A 14,278-nucleotide genomic window follows, 5' to 3' on the forward strand; every position below is an offset into this window, starting at 1 on the left:
GGAGCCGTGACATCGGGCCGCTGAAATAGGCCATCGAAATAGCCGGCGGCGCTGTCCTGCTTATTGTTGACCCGATCGTTTCAGCGGTGGCGGGCGATTCCCATAAGAATGGTGAGACACGCCGCTCCTTGCAACCGCTTGTTGACCTCGCCAGTGATGTTAAGGCCACGCTCTTGGGCGTCACCCATTTCTCAAAAGGCACGAGTGGTCGAGAGCCCATCGAGCGGATTACGGGATCAATCGCCTTCGCGGCGCTTGCCCGCGTGGTGATGGTCGCGGCGAAAGAACCCGCAGCGGAAGACGGAACAGCCGGACGGCGCATCCTGGCCCGGGCGAAATCGAATATCGGGCCAGATGAGGGCGGCTTCGCCTATTCCCTGGAATTGGTGCCGATGCCAGGCGACGCAACCATTGAGGCGTCGGTCGCAGTATGGGGCGAACGCATCGACGGGACTGCGCGGGACATGCTCGCCGTTGCGGAATCCTCCGATGATGGTGGCGAAGGTTCCCGATTGAGGGAGGCTAGAGCGGAATCCGATCAACCTGTGTCATAGCCGCAGGCGTTGAAGTAATTTTCGCATTCTGCGGGTTTGAAGATGTCGGCGCAGGTTTCGAGCGTCCTTATCAAACCCGCGACAGTCCTCTCGGCGATTTTCCGTAAGCAGGCTTTCAGTTTGGAGAAGGCTTTTTCGATCGGGTTCATGTCCGGCCTGTAGGGCGGCAGATAGCGCCGGTCGGCGCCGGCGGCTTTTATAATTTGCTCGACTTTTGGTCCCTTGTGGCTCGAGAGATTGTCCATGACGACAATATCGCCTTCAGCGAGCGTGGGAACCAGGCATTTTTCTACCCATTCCTCGAACAAAACGGCGTTGATCGGCCGGTCGTAGACTTTCGGCGCCGTCAGCCCGGAAAGTCGGACGCCGGCGACCAGCGTGACCGTCTTGTAGTGGCCGTGCGGGACAAAGGCGCGCAACCGCCGCCCGCGCCGGCAACGTCCGCTTTTTCGCGCGAGATTTGTGGAAGCTCCCGTCTCGTCGATGAAAACGAGTTTCCTTGGATCAAGATCGAGCTGCCGCGCGAACCATTCCCGGCGTTGCTGTTGCACGTCCGGGCGTTGTTGCTCTTGCGCGTGCGCCGTTTTTTTTGAATGTCATCCCGTGACAGTCGAAGAAACGCCACAGCACGGAGACCGAGAAACGCTCGCCGCAATTGGCGATCAGGCGCTCCTGGATTTCGAGCAGCGTGATGTCCGGCGTGCGGCGGATCAAGCCCAGCAGATAGTCGCGCTGCACCTCGATCCGGCCGGAGCGGCGATCACCGCCTGAAGGCGCCGGCGAAATTCGCCCCGTGGTCTCGAAGCGCTTCACCCAACGCACGGCGCTCGCGATGCTCACACCGAAACGCTTGGCCGCCGCGTTGCGCGACAGCCCGCCCCCGAGAACTGCCTCGACCACGCGTTGGCGAAGATCAACGGAAAGCCCCATGCCCGCCGCCTCCTTCACTCGGCGAGAATCATGAATCAGAAATTGCCCGATTCGGGAATCCCAATTCGATTCAACCCGCTCGGATACCGCTCTAAGGACTTTCTTATCGACTTCCTGATGGATGGCCCGAAACCTGTGAAGGTGGTTCAGGCGGCGGCCCGCGATGCTGGGCACGTAGCCCCAACCATCAGACGCGCAAAAGAGGCGCTCGGCATTGCATCGGCCAAAAACAGCGGTGATGGCTCATGGCGATGGGCGCTTCCGCAAGATGCTCAACAAAATTCAACACGCTCACAGCCTGAAAGCTTGAGCACCTTGGTCAAAATGGCTGGGAGGGCGAGATTTGAGCGCTCAAGCAGTCATCAAAGAAGCGGCCGATTGCGGCGTCAGGATTACCCTGAACGGCGACAATCTCGCATTTAAGGCCACCGTCCGGCCGCCGTCTGAACTCCTCGCCAAGCTCAAACAGCACAAAGCCGAGATTGTCGCGGCGCTGCGACAGAAAGCCGGAGGCTCCCAGCCCGAACCCGATGACGTCGATCTCGAAGAACGAGCAGCCATGGCAATGGATAGCGTTCCGGAGCTCTATCTCGACGCTTGGGCGCGGCTGCAATGTCAAAAGCCGGTGCGGGTTTCGGATGATGACTGGCGCCAGGCCATCGATGATGCCGGCCGGTTCCTCGACCAATGGGGAAGCCTCGCCATCGAATTTCAATGGACACCCGCCGATCTATTCGACGTGCCCCGCGATGGCAGGCCGGGCGGCGCTCGGTGCAGGCGCCGGCGCGGTGCAGGGTGGTCTTTATGGGGCCGGATCCAGCGAAGACCTGACAAACCTCCCGGACGTGGCGAAGAATACCGCAACCGGCGTGGCGTTGGGGGGAACTATTGGCGCCGCGGCTCCGGCTGCTCTTTCAGGCATTGGCCGTGTGGCAAGAGGGGTCGACAGTATCGTCCGGGGAGTTGCGACCCCGGATCGCCGCCTTGCGGCTTCCCGTGTTGCCGACGCCCTCGCGCGCGATGCGGGCAAGAGCCAATTCGATGAAGCCGCCATGCGAACCGCGCAAGATGCCGGACAGCCCATGATCGTTGCGGATATGGGCGGCCAGGTAACACAAGACCTTGCGCGATCGGCGGCGAACACGTCACCCGAGGCACGAGCCGCCTTGCACTCCGCGACCGATCCCAGGTTTGAATCTCAGGCGCCGCGCATTGCGGAATTTGTGTCCGATCTCGGTGGCGGCTCCAACGCCACGGCAACCCTTGAGAAATTACAGGCGGCGGCAAAAGCGGCGAATCGGCCGGCCTATACGAAGGCCTTCGCCGAGGGAGCGAACGGCATTTGGAATGATCAGCTCGCAGGACTGATGCAAACCCCGGCCGTGCAGGACGCGGTGCGAGGGGCGATCAAGACGGGGGCCAATCGCGACGTTGCGGAGGGATTCCGGCCGGTCAAAAGCCCGTTCGATCTTGGGGCCGATGGCACAATTGTTCCGCGTGTCAATTCGGATGGCTCGCGCGCAATTCCGTCCCTGCAATTCTGGGATGGGGTGAAGCGCAATCTCGACGACACGGTTGGGCGCCTGATGCGCTCCGGCGAGAAAAGCGCGGCGGCCGATGCCATCGCGCTCCGGTCGCAGCTGGTCGACGCGCTCGACGCCGCCTCGCCATCCTATGCCAAGGCGCGGGGAACCGCGGCGCAATTCTTCGGTGCGCAAGACGCGGTCGGGGCCGGGGCCAAATTCGTCACCGATCAGCGCCCCAATGCCGAGGTCGCGCGCGCAATTGCGAAGATGAGCCCACCGGAAAAGCAATTGTTCGCCCATGGCTTTGCGTCCGCCTTGGCCGACAAGATCGAGAAAGTCTCGGACCGGCGCTCGGTGCTGAACTCGATCTTCAACAGCCCGGCCACCCGGCAGCGCGTGACCATGGCTCTTGGCCCAGACAAGGCCAGCAAGCTTGAAGCCTATCTGAACACCGAAGCCGCGATGGATGCCGTGCGGAAGGCGCTGGGCAATTCCACCACGGCGCGCCAGCTTGCATCATTAGGAATGGCTGGGGGATTGGGTGGATTGAGCGGGACTGTGGATTATCTGCACGGCGGCTCTTTCACGACGGGAGCTCTTGCTGGCATGGCGCTGGGGCATCTGGCGAGACAGGGCACGCTCAAGATCGATCAGAGAATTGCCCATAGCGTTGGCCGAATGCTCGCCTCGAGCAATCCGGCAGATTACAAAACGGTGCTCGCATTGGCCGCGAAGAGCAAGCGCGGGGCCGATGTCATCCATGCGGTGACGCCGCGTGGGGTGGCGGCTGTTCTTCCTGCTGCGCTCGACGAATTGCGCCAGAAACGGGCCGCTCAGGGCCGTCAAACTCCATCCGGGGTCATGCCCGACGAGGTTGCCCGCGCCAGTCTAGGATTGCGGTAATGGGTCAGATTTGATCCTATCCAATATAGGGTTTCCAATCGTTCGCGTTGGGTTGCGTCGAACCGTTGCGATCCGCACATGACAAGCGCCGCTGCCTCAATCTACATCACCTGCTGCAAATTGTTCAATGCGGCTTCTGCATGAGTCTTTGCGACATCGGCATGGCCCTGCCTGCCCTCGTCAATTGCTGCCTTCAGATGTTTGATGGCATCTGCCGTGTGCGGATTGGCCTTCACCTTCTCGCTGGCTTCCGCGTGCATGAGTGCAGTCTCGGCATGGGCAGCTAGGCCATTGGCACGTCCGTAGTCGCCATCATCAACGGCGAGTTTTGTGAACTCAATCGCCTGCGAGAGATGCTCATCCACAGCCAGCGAAATTTGCGGGAGTAGAATTAAAGCGAGGCCGATGCCTACCATGGCGACGATAAATCTACGGGACATAGCGAATCCTCCTATAGGCGCCACCGAATCCGACCTTCGCTAAGTAGTGCGGCCGGGAGACATTCAAGCAGTGAGCTGTCACGAAGCCGTGATTGATCCAGTTACAACGTCGCTTTAGGTGGAACTTTATCTAGCCTGGAGCGATGGGCCGTAGCGAGGCCACGCCAACCTCGCAGAGCGCTATGCTCAAGCGCAAGCCCCTATTCCCGCTCTCAGATGAAGGGCATCTTCTTTATCAGCGCTCGCCATATTTGGCATGCGATTTGCTAATTGATTTTCTGGCTTGGTGGATCTCCCAAGCTTGGACACTCGGAGATTAGCCGATGAGGTTTTTCGCTAGGCTCGAGAAGCTTTTCGACGAAGGACTCGGTCCCTGGATCGCCCTACTCGGCGCAGAGCACATGATTTTGGCTTTCATTTATTTGACGCGGGCGCCCGGATGAGGAGCGCGGCTTGCTCCTTTGCCTCGGTACGATTCGTTGCCGTAGCCCTGGCCTTCCGGGGTTCGACCCGCTCAACTAGGGCGTTTCCAATCGTTCGAAATAGGTTGCTCGAACCGTTGCGCGAACGACCACAGTAGTTCAAGATTAGATAGCAGCTACGGCTTCTGAACCGCCTCAGCCAAATACATATCAGTCATCCGCTGCTTTACGGCTAGCGCGGTCCAACCGAGCAGTAGAGCCGTTACGCCGACGAAAATGGATGCAGCAAGAAAATCAATCCAACGCATATCATGCAACCGATGCACGGGCCGGGGCCTGTGTGGACGGCGCGATGGTAACGGCATCCGGCGGCATTGGGCGTGATGGAGTGATGATAATACCTTCGCGTTCGAGAGCCACGCGAATGCGCCGGGCTGTCTCTACTTCAACACGAAATTGCGACTGCGCTGCTGGACCGTTGACTTGCTGCAAAGCATTTCGAATTGCGGCGGCTAGGATTTCATCAATGTCAATCATTGAAATCTTTCAAATGGATGCCGTGCGGCCAAATAAAAAAACCTGTTTGGCTGATGAAGAAGGGCTCAGAAAGACCCAAACAGATACGGGGCCAAAAGTTCGGTAATGCCTTCCGAGCGTAATCGCATCCCACGATTGGGGGCTCTATAAGCAACCAGGCGCTGCTACCTGACGATTAACGGATATTGCCAAGCTTGGCACGCAAATTGCTGATTTGGTTTTGGCTTGGTTCCTCCCCCAAGCTTGGACAACGGCCCCCTGGTCTTGCGTATCAGGCCGGACCATGGGTGTTTGCATCCCGCGCAGCGTGGCTTGCTGCGGGCCGCCGATAGGAGGTCATCCCATGAAGCGCGTCGTCGCCATCATCCAGCCATTCAAACTCGACGAAGTCGAGGATGCGTTGAGGCAAGTGGGAGTTTCTGGAATTAACGTAACCGAGGTCATCGGATTCGGCCATCAGAAAGGGCATACCGAGTTTCATAGCGGCACCGAATATCCGGTGAGCTTTCTCCCAAAAGTCAAAGTTGAAGTCGTGGTTCCCGCCAATCTCGTCGAAAGCGTCATCGATGCGATCGTGAAGTCTGCGCGCACGGGCCAGATTGGCGACGGCAAGATTTTCGTCGCGGGTATCGACCACGCCATGCGGATTCGCACCGGAGAGACTGATAGCGCAGCAGTATAAGCCGAGCACCGGAAGTCGCCGCTGTCAACCGGCGCCCGGTCTTTCACATGTCGCTAAACCGCCTCCCTGGCATCGCCTAGCTGCGTCACGCACTGCCGGACAACCTAGAACCAGCGTCCCCGACCATACCAGCCGCCGCCACCAAGCAGCAAAACGAGAACTATAATGATAAGAAGCGTGTTTGTGTCCATGTGCGACTTCCCTCGTCACCGTGTGCGCTTTCCTCGACCGGCAGATCCATATCCCACTGCTCTAGTAGGCCTTTGATTATCTCTATCCTTTGCTCATCGCCCGGGATGCCTGCGCCGAGCCTCACCAATTCATTCAGGTCGGCAAACTGGAGCCTTATCAGCCGTTTGGCATACACATTGCTGCGATTATCTATCGCATTCATCATTGCCTCCCGACGCCGCCACCCTTAGGGTGGAGGGAATAACGCAACATCTTAGAATGCGTGATGGCGCCGCGCTGTCTTTTTTTGCTCACTCTCTAAGTTAAATTAATCCCGCGCCAGGTTTGCCGCGCCGTGTCCCTGGTCTTAAGCCACGTCGTCGCCTCGATCGCTATAGCCTCTGCCTTCCGGCATGCTGCCTTGCGCACATAATCCGCCGCACTGGTGATGACGAGTAGCGCCCGTGCCATGCGGACAAGCGCGTGGATGCGAAGCAGCTCGATCATGTGTTCCTACGAAGTTTGCGAAGTAACCATAGAACTTGACTTAAGGTTTCAAAAGTGTGCGCCACCGTAATTTTCCCATGCCGTTTTTTGGCTATGTCTTGCTCAATGACTTCGACCACGCGTCCAAGGAATTCCCTGCCGCTTATGCCAGGCGGCGCGGCCTTTGTTAATAGCTCTCGAAAAGCGTCTTCGCCGGCGGAAGGCTTAGCCGGCACTTTTCGCGTCTTCAGTTTCGTGGTCATTATGCGACCTCCGGTTCAGCGCTCGATGTGTGAAGAGGCCAGATAAGAGGAGCCATTTCCATGCTCGCATAATCGATCAAGTTGTATGCGTCGTTGAGGCCACGCACAGCCACATTCGAAGCTGCAAATATCCCATGGATATAATCCAGATCGTCAACATCTCCGTTGGCAAACTGATCCGCCGCAAGATTAATCAACTTAAGAAGCTGGCACGCCTCATTCATTTTGGCGTGCGCTTCTTGAAGTGTGAGCCGGGTTTTCTTGGCATCAAAAATCGGTGCGGCAGCCGGTGCTTTGCGTGTCTTCGCGTTCATCTGTGTTCCTCTCTCTGGTTACGCGGCTCTGCGCGTGATAAGATTGTCGTCAGCCATGTCGAATGTTGATCTCCTCTTCGACATGGAGGGGCGGTCAGGTGCTGCAACGCCTGCCGTCCCACTTTGTCAGGCATGCTCCGCCTCTGCCGCGTTCATGCTCACGGCGAAATCGTCGCCCTCGATTTGGATTGTAGTGCCGCCGCAGCGGATCAGTGCGGAGAGCTGGCCCTCGCTCGACACCATGCGCAAGCTACGCCCAGCGTTGCCCGTGCTGGTCGCGATGCGCTCCGCCTCGGTTTCCAGCCTCGCCATGGCACGCCCTGCCATGCTGGCCGCCTTCCTGATGCCGTCCAGCTCACGCGCCGCTTCCGCGACCGTGACGACGGCCTTCTGCTTTCCCATATGAATCTCCTTCGTCTGTCTTGACGTGAGAAAATGTATGACATACATTAATGTATGTCAATAAGAAAATGTATAGGACACATAAATGGACGCGCTTCAATGCAAACTGGCCAGGACAATGCTGGGCCTCACCGTCATAGAAACTGCAAACCTATGCGACGTCTCTCACGAAACGATCAGGCGTATCGAGGCCGGCGACACGACGCTCAAGGAAAAGACCATCGCAAAAGTCCGCGCCGCGTTTGAAAAGGCTGGCGTCCAGTTCATCGAGGAGAACGGCGGCGGTCCGGGTGTGAGACTCAAAAAGAGGGCAAAGAGCGTTGAGGAAATCTCGAAGCAAATCGACGTGCTCGAAGAAACAATTTCTTCCATACCAACGCCAACGGCACCCAGCCCCAAAGCCGCCATGGGCACGATGAGAAAAGCTGTCGCCGAAGATAAGATGGAGAACCTCAAAGCCCGCCGTAAACGGATCAGTCACGACCGCTCGAAATAGCGGCGTGCCCCGTTGCAGCGTTGGCTCAAAAGATCATTATGGAATGGCTTAGGGAAAAAAGATTTTTGAAATGATCGGCGGTCACGTCATTCCGCCACCCAGCCGTCGCGAGTGCAGGCATGTGTGTTTGCACACAGCGCTGAAAAGCTGTGTAAACTAGAAACGCTGGTAGTTCAGCACCGAAGCATTTTGACTATGGCTGCGGACGCGGTCATTAGCCTCTCAAAGCGCCCGCAGTTTATGCATTCCTTGCTGCTTCCAGATGTTGAGCGCGTTGTAGAACGCGAACCATCATGAACACGGACTGGCTCGTCATCCCACTTTTCTATGCCCGTCTCGGCGTATGGCTTGCGTGGGCTGGATGGTATTTTGTGGCCGGTGGGGCGAACATCCTTTGGCACACGTTCCATCGTTAGGACAGAACACGCGAGCCAATATCGCCATCCAAGGGGTGCTTGTGCTATCTTGCTGCCATGTGCGGACGCTTCACCCAATCTTACACGTGGCGCGAATTGGTCGAGCTTTACCGGCTGACCCAGCCAAAGCGGCTCGGAGTTGGTTTCGATGCGCTGGGGCCAATCTAAATGCAGAAAATAAGCCGGCGCGATCCTCGGGGAAGCCGAAAGCGAAAAGGAAATGACCAAAGAAATCTCCGGTCATCAAATTGCTGCGGCGCGGGCTCTCCTCGGTTTGTCGCAAAGGGAGCTTGCCAGGAAGGTTAAAATCTCGACTCCGACCTTAATACGGATGGAAGCAAGCTTCGGCGAGCCTGTAGGGCTATTCAACAACATTGCCGCCGTTTGTGCCGTTCTGGAATTGGCCGGTATCGAATTCACCAATGGAGACGAGCCGGGCGTAAGATTGCGAAAGACCCCCGGGAGCGATCCGGCCGCGTCAATTCTTGTCGAGAAGCTAACAAGCGAGAATGATGAATAGCTACTCGATGAGGACCGTCGTAACGATCGCCGCAATTATCTCTGTATGGCTGCTCTGTCGGATCGATCACGCGCCAGCCATCCATTATGCCCCGGCCGAAAACTTTTAGCATGTGGAGCGCCAAGGCAATGGCGCCCTCAATGCGCACCGTTACTCCAATCACCTTTGCGAGGAATGTAAGCGGGTCCATCACACTGTCATGTGAGGGGGATTACCAAGAATCAATCTGCCAATCACATTGCTGCAAGGTTTATTTGCCTAAGATGTTCTCCAGTTCAGCACGTAACAAAATTGACGGGCCTGCGGGCGCTGACGATGTCCTCCCCTGAGGCGCCCGCGGTGCCAGTTCTCCCGCCCCACGAACAGGGGGCGACACACCGGTCTCTCACCAGCTACCAGTTAACCGTTGGAAGAGAAGCGGGGGACAGAAACAACGAGGCTAGCAATGATCCATTCATCACGCCGGGATCGCACGGCCAGAGCAATTGCCGAAGTGTTGGCGATGATTGCCGAAGCTGACCCTAAACTCACGCCGCAATATCCGCGTCCGGCGGTCGAGTCAGACGAAGGGTTGTGGGAGAACGCCACCGAATTTTGCGCCGCGCTGGACCGCTATGCCGAGCGCGTAATGCAATTTAAGCGAGAGCATCACTGATACGGCTTTTTCCTCCCGCGTCCGGCCACGTTGACCTACTTCCCTGACTACATCTCGACGTGATGTTGATTGACCGCGCCGAGCATGAAATCGACATGGCCGTGCGTGTCCTGACTGAATGGCCGATGCGGCCGCCCTCCGCACGCCTGCATGCGCACAAATCAGCGCGGCAGGAGCTTACTGCAATTGCAGCGGCCGCCCTTATCCTACTTGACCTGTTCCAAATGCGTTAGCGCAGCTTCAGCGTGAGTCGTAGCCATCTTGGCATTGCCCTTTTTGCCCTCATCGATCGCTTGTTTCAGATGTGTGATCGCTTCTTCGGTGTGGGGATTGGCCTTGGCCTTTTCACCGGCCTCCGCGTGGATGAGCGCGGCGTCGGCGTGAGTTTCCAGGACATCGGCATGCCCTTGCTTGCCATGGTCAATGGCCTGCTTGGTGTGTGTGATGGCCTCGGCGATGTGATCTTCCTCAGCCAGCGAAACCTGCGGCATCAGAAAGAGAGCGAGGGCAAAGCCCAACATAGCGACAAAGAATCTACGAGACATAGACGAATCCTCCGGTTGATTTATTGCTTCTCGACAGCCTCGCCGTTTTGCGCGGTGAGGCTGATCGTAGCGAACCGCCCCAAACGCCGATGGTTGGCAACATCTGGGACACAAAGCCAATGGTTCGTCCCGCCCAGGAAACCCGGACGCTCGCTTCCACTAGTGAGGTTTCTGGCTATCGTGCGGTTCCCCTTCGGCCCCGCTGTTTTTCTCCGGCGGTCCGTATAATGGTGGAACACGGAGACTGAGGAGCAGGAAAAGAAAGGCGCCTAAGAGGGCGGCAAGCGCTATGATACTTACAATCGACATGGAATGACCTCCCTGATTTGTGCTGCTTGCGGTGAGAATCTTAGCGTCAAAAGTGCCCTCGAGATGTCACTGCGCCGTGACTTTCAAGCACTTATTGGCGGGGCCAAGCGCAATCGCGTGCCTGATGCCGCACTCTCGAAACGCTCCCCGACCCCTAATGTTCCGCCGCGTTGCCGCCGCTACGATGCACCTCAAGCGCTACCATATCGACGGACGATTACTGCGCAGCGGCGCTGCGAACTTTTCCGCGTCCGGTCTCAAGCGCCAGGACAACGATTTGATCGTGATTGAGAGCAGCGGCGGCAGCGTTCAAGCGCGCTTTGGAGGCGCGATTTGCCACTGGAGAGAATCGATTGCTTGGCGTGGATCGTGAGAAAAGCGGCATACCGGCGTCGGCGCTTTGGCTACGCATAGGCTGATACCCATACCTCATCTCTTATATGCCGGGCCTTTAATTGCGCCAGCGGATTGATTACAGAGGAATGCTCATTAGGTAGTGTATAATCACGCCGTCCCATAGGACAAATTAAGACGTGAAAATGCCCCGCGCGGCCTTCGCTCGTGCGGGGTTTCGCCTGCGTTGCTTCTTGTCAATCCGCCTTGGGTCACTTTGACAGGCCGCAGTCGGCAAAAACCGATCGAAAATTGATCGCAGGATCTTGTTCAGGGAGTCAAAAATGACAATGGCGCGCATTCTCGCCGACAAGGGCCGAGACGTCGTCACGACCCAGCCGCACCGGACCTTGGCTGAAGTCGCAGAGGTTCTTGTCACGAAGAACATTGGCGCGGTCGTGATCGTCGATGATCATGGCAGAATCATTGGCATTTTATCCGAACGCGATATTGTTCGCGTGCTCACCAAGCGCGGCACCGCCGTGTTCAACGACGCTGTTTCAATGCACATGACCACCAATGTGCTCACAACGAGGGAAGATGAAGGCGTCTATGTGGCAATGGACAGGATGACCAATGAACGCTCTCGCCACCTTCCGGTCATCAGGGATGAGAGGCTCGTCAGCTTGGTGTCTATTGGCGACATGGTCAAGCACCGACTTGCTGAGTGCGAGTATGAACACAAGGCGATGCGAGACTATATTGCGACCGCTTGAGCCACTCGACTCGCCCCGCAATACCGCGCCATTTGATTCATCCGCGCGGGTTTCACCAGAGCATCCTCAATCGTGACGCCTGGCTAACCGGCGAAGTAAACGTCGAGTTCTTGCGACCCGCGCAGCATGACCATTTGCGCATGTGGCCGGCCTCGAAGCGGTCTCGGCCCCGCGCAAGCGCAGCGGGATGTAGTGAGGCACCTTCCCCGAATTTTCGATTTTTGCTTACCGGGCGTTGCGTCGATTCAAGAGTTTCCCCACCTAAGCATATTTTGAACGGGCGCGCCTCGAACGGCTTTGTCGAGTGCGTCTCCGCACCGCGGGGTGATGGGCAACTGGCTATTGAGTTCGGCAGGTGGCGGACGCATTCATGCCGGACGCGAGGCGCGGAAATGAAAGCTGACCTCTTTTGGCCTGCCGTGTGCGTTTTGACGATAGTCGCGGTTTTCATGAGCGCGCCCGCCCGGCCGCAGTGGCCGCGCGATTTGAAGCCCATGGTTCAGCAGCCCCTTGAAAGCCCTATTTCCAACAAGCTGTTTTATGACCATTCTATTTCGCCGTGCACTAAAGGCGGCAAGCCAGTCTATTGCTGGCATTATGCTCCCCGTCAAAACACTCCAAACTGAAGCTCACGAGGATTCCATGAAACTTGCCATAGCTCTAGCCGCTGCCTTGATCTCAACCGCGCCTGTCACTGCTTTCGCCCAAGGAACTGGTACTGGAGATCGCGGTGACCAGGAATCACATGTTGGTCCGGGTTCTGAAAACCGGGACAATGGTCCGTATGGCGACCCTCGTTCCATGCAGCCACCTAGCGATGACCCTGATCAAGAAGAGACTCCCGATATGCCGGAAAACGGGCAATAATTAAGTCGTCTCTCTATATCTTAAGCTCTGCACTCACGTTGCAGGTTCAGGCTTCGGCATGAATGAATGAGGGCATCGTGGCGAGAACAATTGCATTGTAGATCTCTGGATTGCTGGCGAGCGGCATTTTCGGTGGATTGATCGGTACCAGGCTACAATCATCCCCTATGATCAAGACGGTTTTTTTGGCTTCTTTAGTGGGATGTTAGCGTTTGCGTGCCTCCGTCTATGGTTGGCAGCACCGCAAAAAATCTAAATATGACCGGAAATGACCGTTGCTGGACGAAAAATGACGGTGTTTTGACCCGCAGCGGATTGGCAGGAGTTGGCAGGGAAATGGCAACAAATGGCAACATTTCTAGCCAGCTCCAAAACCGCTAATCCGCCAGATTCGCACCGAAACGGCAACGGAACATTTCGGGACGTATTGGCGGTCTCTCGCCCGGTCTCCGGACCTACATCAAATGAGGGTCGTGTCTCCGTTTGAGTGTCTACCTTGCGGCGGGAAGGGATATCACGGCCAGCGCTTCCACATGCACGACTAAATGTTGTACCCTCAGGTGAGAACTACAACGCCGCCCTCAGCCCTGTCTCCTGTAATTGAGAGAGAGGAATCATTATGAAACTTCCGCGCCGTCGATTTCTCCAACTGGCGGCGGGTGCTGCCGCCCTCCCGGCTGCAGCACGAATCACTTGGGCGCAAACGGCCAACGCTTTCTCCTTCTCGGTCTCACTCGGCGGCCCACCTGGCCGCAATGTCCTCACCTCAGCGCCAGCAGTATGTTCGTGGGGGCCCGCTCGGCTGGACGTATTCGGCCGTGGCCCTGACAACGCGCTCTGGCACAAGTGGCTGACTGGCCGCGACTGGAGTGATTGGGAGTCGCTCGGCGGTACGCTGACCTCACCGCCAGCCGCCGTGTCGTGGGGCGAGGGGAGGATCGACGTCTTCGGGCGCGGCACAGACAACGCGCTCTGGCACAGATGGTTCACCGATGGCAGTTGGAGCGGCTGGGAGTCGCTGGGCGGCATCCTGAACTTCGGTCCCGCGGTCTCGTCCTGGGGCCCCAGGCGTCTCGACATATTTGCCCGCGGCACGGACAACACGATCTTCCAGCGTTCGTTCGACCAAGGCTGGCACGATTGGACGTCGATAGCGGAGCCTGAAACGACAGTCGCCCTGCCAGGCATCGCGGCAGTTTCATCGGCCACTGGCAAGATCGACCTCTTCGCTTGGGGAGCGCCCCACCTGAACAATCAGGGCACGGCCATCAACTTTCTCCAACACAAGTCCTTCCGCGGTAATTGGAAGTCCGCCCAGACGGTTGGCCTTGGCGGCGCGCAAGCCTCTCTGAACACTTCGTTGGCGGTGGCCTCGTGGATGCCGGATCGTCTCGATTGGTTCGTGCGCGCCGACGAAAGGACGCTGGAGCACACCGCGGGCGTCGTCGATGCCAATGGCTTGCTAGGTACGAGGCCGCCGACATCGGTCGAACTCGTTAACCTCCTTACCTCGGGGCCTGCCGCCGTCGCGCGCGCCACAACTAGCAACTGGATCGATGTCATCGTCCGCGGCCAGGACAATGCATTCTGGCACACAGTTATCATGCCTTCGCCCGGCGGACGCATCTGCTGCGATATTTTGAGACAACCCTAGGATCAAAGTGCGTCAACAGGTGATCTAACGACGGCGCGGGCTAACGAAACTATCCGCCATTGGCTGTGCTAAACCGC

The 14,278-nt window shown here is 57.7% G+C and carries 19 protein-coding genes; 10 read left to right on the top strand and 9 right to left on the bottom strand.

The window, feature by feature from the left end; translation table 11 throughout:
• Positions 1-86 precede the first annotated feature (86 nt).
• Positions 87-554 (top strand): hypothetical protein, encoded by a 468-nt coding sequence (locus tag QEV83_RS13785; protein ID WP_280128288.1) that lies wholly within the window; start codon positions 87-89, stop codon positions 552-554.
• Here QEV83_RS13785 and QEV83_RS13790 read toward each other — a convergent pair.
• Together QEV83_RS13790 and QEV83_RS13795 are read right to left on the bottom strand one after the other, a co-directional pair.
• Positions 539-1,484, bottom strand: a protein-coding gene (locus QEV83_RS13790) for an IS630 family transposase (RefSeq protein WP_280128289.1) whose coding sequence is annotated in 2 segments (ribosomal slippage) — positions 539-1,148 and positions 1,147-1,484 — 948 coding nt in all. Because the reading frame shifts where the segments join, the coding sequence is not laid out codon by codon here. The two genes, QEV83_RS13785 and QEV83_RS13790, sit on opposite strands and share 16 nt — an antisense overlap.
• A 319-nt stretch (positions 1,485-1,803) precedes the next feature.
• A complete protein-coding gene (locus QEV83_RS13795) occupies positions 1,804-2,172 on the bottom strand; it encodes a hypothetical protein (RefSeq protein WP_280128290.1) in 369 nt (122 codons plus the stop codon).
• On the opposite strand from QEV83_RS13795, the gene QEV83_RS13800 reads away from it, so the two are divergent.
• Entirely contained in the window at positions 2,147-3,913 is a 1,767-nt protein-coding gene (locus QEV83_RS13800; protein ID WP_280128291.1) for a hypothetical protein, read from the top strand. The genes QEV83_RS13795 and QEV83_RS13800 overlap by 26 nt on opposite strands.
• A 101-nt stretch (positions 3,914-4,014) precedes the next feature.
• Here the strand turns inward: QEV83_RS13800 and smbP (QEV83_RS13805) are convergent, their stop codons facing one another.
• The gene (gene smbP, locus QEV83_RS13805) at positions 4,015-4,353 is read right to left on the bottom strand and encodes a small metal-binding protein SmbP (protein WP_280128292.1); all 339 of its coding nucleotides are present in this window, start codon (positions 4,351-4,353) and stop codon (positions 4,015-4,017) included.
• Between the two features lie 1,302 nt (positions 4,354-5,655).
• On the opposite strand from smbP (QEV83_RS13805), the gene QEV83_RS13810 reads away from it, so the two are divergent.
• Positions 5,656-5,994: a P-II family nitrogen regulator gene (locus QEV83_RS13810; RefSeq protein WP_280128293.1), complete on the top strand. Its 339-nt coding sequence runs from the start codon at positions 5,656-5,658 to the stop codon at positions 5,992-5,994.
• Positions 5,995-6,154: 160 nt separating this feature from the next.
• On the opposite strand, the gene QEV83_RS13815 is transcribed toward QEV83_RS13810, so the two are convergent.
• The 5 genes from QEV83_RS13815 to QEV83_RS13835 all read right to left on the bottom strand — a co-directional run bounded on the left by QEV83_RS13815 (position 6,155) and on the right by QEV83_RS13835 (position 7,630).
• Complete coding sequence (locus QEV83_RS13815) at positions 6,155-6,391, bottom strand: hypothetical protein (RefSeq protein ID WP_280128294.1); 237 nt, start codon at positions 6,389-6,391, stop codon at positions 6,155-6,157.
• 92 nt (positions 6,392-6,483) lie between these two features.
• Entirely contained in the window at positions 6,484-6,672 is a 189-nt protein-coding gene (locus tag QEV83_RS13820) for a hypothetical protein (protein WP_280128295.1), read from the bottom strand.
• The gene (locus QEV83_RS13825) at positions 6,669-6,914 is read right to left on the bottom strand and encodes a hypothetical protein (protein WP_280128296.1); all 246 of its coding nucleotides are present in this window, start codon (positions 6,912-6,914) and stop codon (positions 6,669-6,671) included. The genes QEV83_RS13820 and QEV83_RS13825 overlap by 4 nt, the downstream gene beginning before the upstream one ends.
• Positions 6,914-7,228 (bottom strand): hypothetical protein, encoded by a 315-nt coding sequence (locus QEV83_RS13830; protein WP_280128297.1) that lies wholly within the window; start codon positions 7,226-7,228, stop codon positions 6,914-6,916. The genes QEV83_RS13825 and QEV83_RS13830 overlap by 1 nt, the downstream gene beginning before the upstream one ends.
• Before the next feature lie 126 nt (positions 7,229-7,354).
• Positions 7,355-7,630, bottom strand: a complete 276-nt coding sequence (locus QEV83_RS13835) for a hypothetical protein (RefSeq protein WP_280128298.1) — start codon at positions 7,628-7,630, stop codon at positions 7,355-7,357.
• An 85-nt stretch (positions 7,631-7,715) separates the two neighbouring features.
• Here QEV83_RS13835 and QEV83_RS13840 point away from each other — a divergent pair, with 85 nt between their 5' ends.
• The 3 genes from QEV83_RS13840 to QEV83_RS13850 all read left to right on the top strand — a co-directional run bounded on the left by QEV83_RS13840 (position 7,716) and on the right by QEV83_RS13850 (position 9,717).
• Positions 7,716-8,126 (top strand): helix-turn-helix domain-containing protein, encoded by a 411-nt coding sequence (locus QEV83_RS13840; RefSeq protein WP_280128299.1) that lies wholly within the window; start codon positions 7,716-7,718, stop codon positions 8,124-8,126.
• Positions 8,127-8,762: 636 nt separating this feature from the next.
• Entirely contained in the window at positions 8,763-9,062 is a 300-nt protein-coding gene (locus QEV83_RS13845) for a helix-turn-helix transcriptional regulator (RefSeq protein WP_280128300.1), read from the top strand.
• A gap of 445 nt (positions 9,063-9,507) precedes the next feature.
• A complete protein-coding gene (locus tag QEV83_RS13850) occupies positions 9,508-9,717 on the top strand; it encodes a hypothetical protein (protein ID WP_280128301.1) in 210 nt (69 codons plus the stop codon).
• Positions 9,718-9,923: 206 nt separating this feature from the next.
• Here QEV83_RS13850 and smbP (QEV83_RS13855) read toward each other — a convergent pair whose 3' ends face one another.
• On the bottom strand, positions 9,924-10,262 hold the full coding sequence (smbP, locus tag QEV83_RS13855; protein ID WP_280128302.1) for a small metal-binding protein SmbP: 339 nt from the start codon (positions 10,260-10,262) through the stop codon (positions 9,924-9,926).
• A 466-nt stretch (positions 10,263-10,728) separates the two neighbouring features.
• Between smbP (QEV83_RS13855) and QEV83_RS13860 the strand changes: the two genes are divergently transcribed.
• The 4 genes from QEV83_RS13860 (at position 10,729) to QEV83_RS13875 (ending at position 14,201) form a co-directional block, all read left to right on the top strand.
• Positions 10,729-10,944 (top strand): hypothetical protein, encoded by a 216-nt coding sequence (locus QEV83_RS13860; RefSeq protein ID WP_280128303.1) that lies wholly within the window; start codon positions 10,729-10,731, stop codon positions 10,942-10,944.
• A gap of 304 nt (positions 10,945-11,248) precedes the next feature.
• Positions 11,249-11,680 carry a CBS domain-containing protein gene (locus QEV83_RS13865; protein ID WP_280128304.1) on the top strand — a complete coding sequence of 144 codons (432 nt, stop codon included), beginning with the start codon at positions 11,249-11,251 and terminating at the stop codon, positions 11,678-11,680.
• A gap of 540 nt (positions 11,681-12,220) precedes the next feature.
• A complete protein-coding gene (locus QEV83_RS13870) occupies positions 12,221-12,547 on the top strand; it encodes a hypothetical protein (protein ID WP_280128305.1) in 327 nt (108 codons plus the stop codon).
• A gap of 619 nt (positions 12,548-13,166) precedes the next feature.
• Positions 13,167-14,201 carry a hypothetical protein gene (locus QEV83_RS13875; RefSeq protein ID WP_280128306.1) on the top strand — a complete coding sequence of 345 codons (1,035 nt, stop codon included), beginning with the start codon at positions 13,167-13,169 and terminating at the stop codon, positions 14,199-14,201.
• Positions 14,202-14,278: the final 77 nt, after the last annotated feature.

Source organism: Methylocapsa sp. D3K7 (genome assembly GCF_029855125.1).
Lineage (GTDB): Bacteria > Pseudomonadota > Alphaproteobacteria > Rhizobiales > Beijerinckiaceae > Methylocapsa.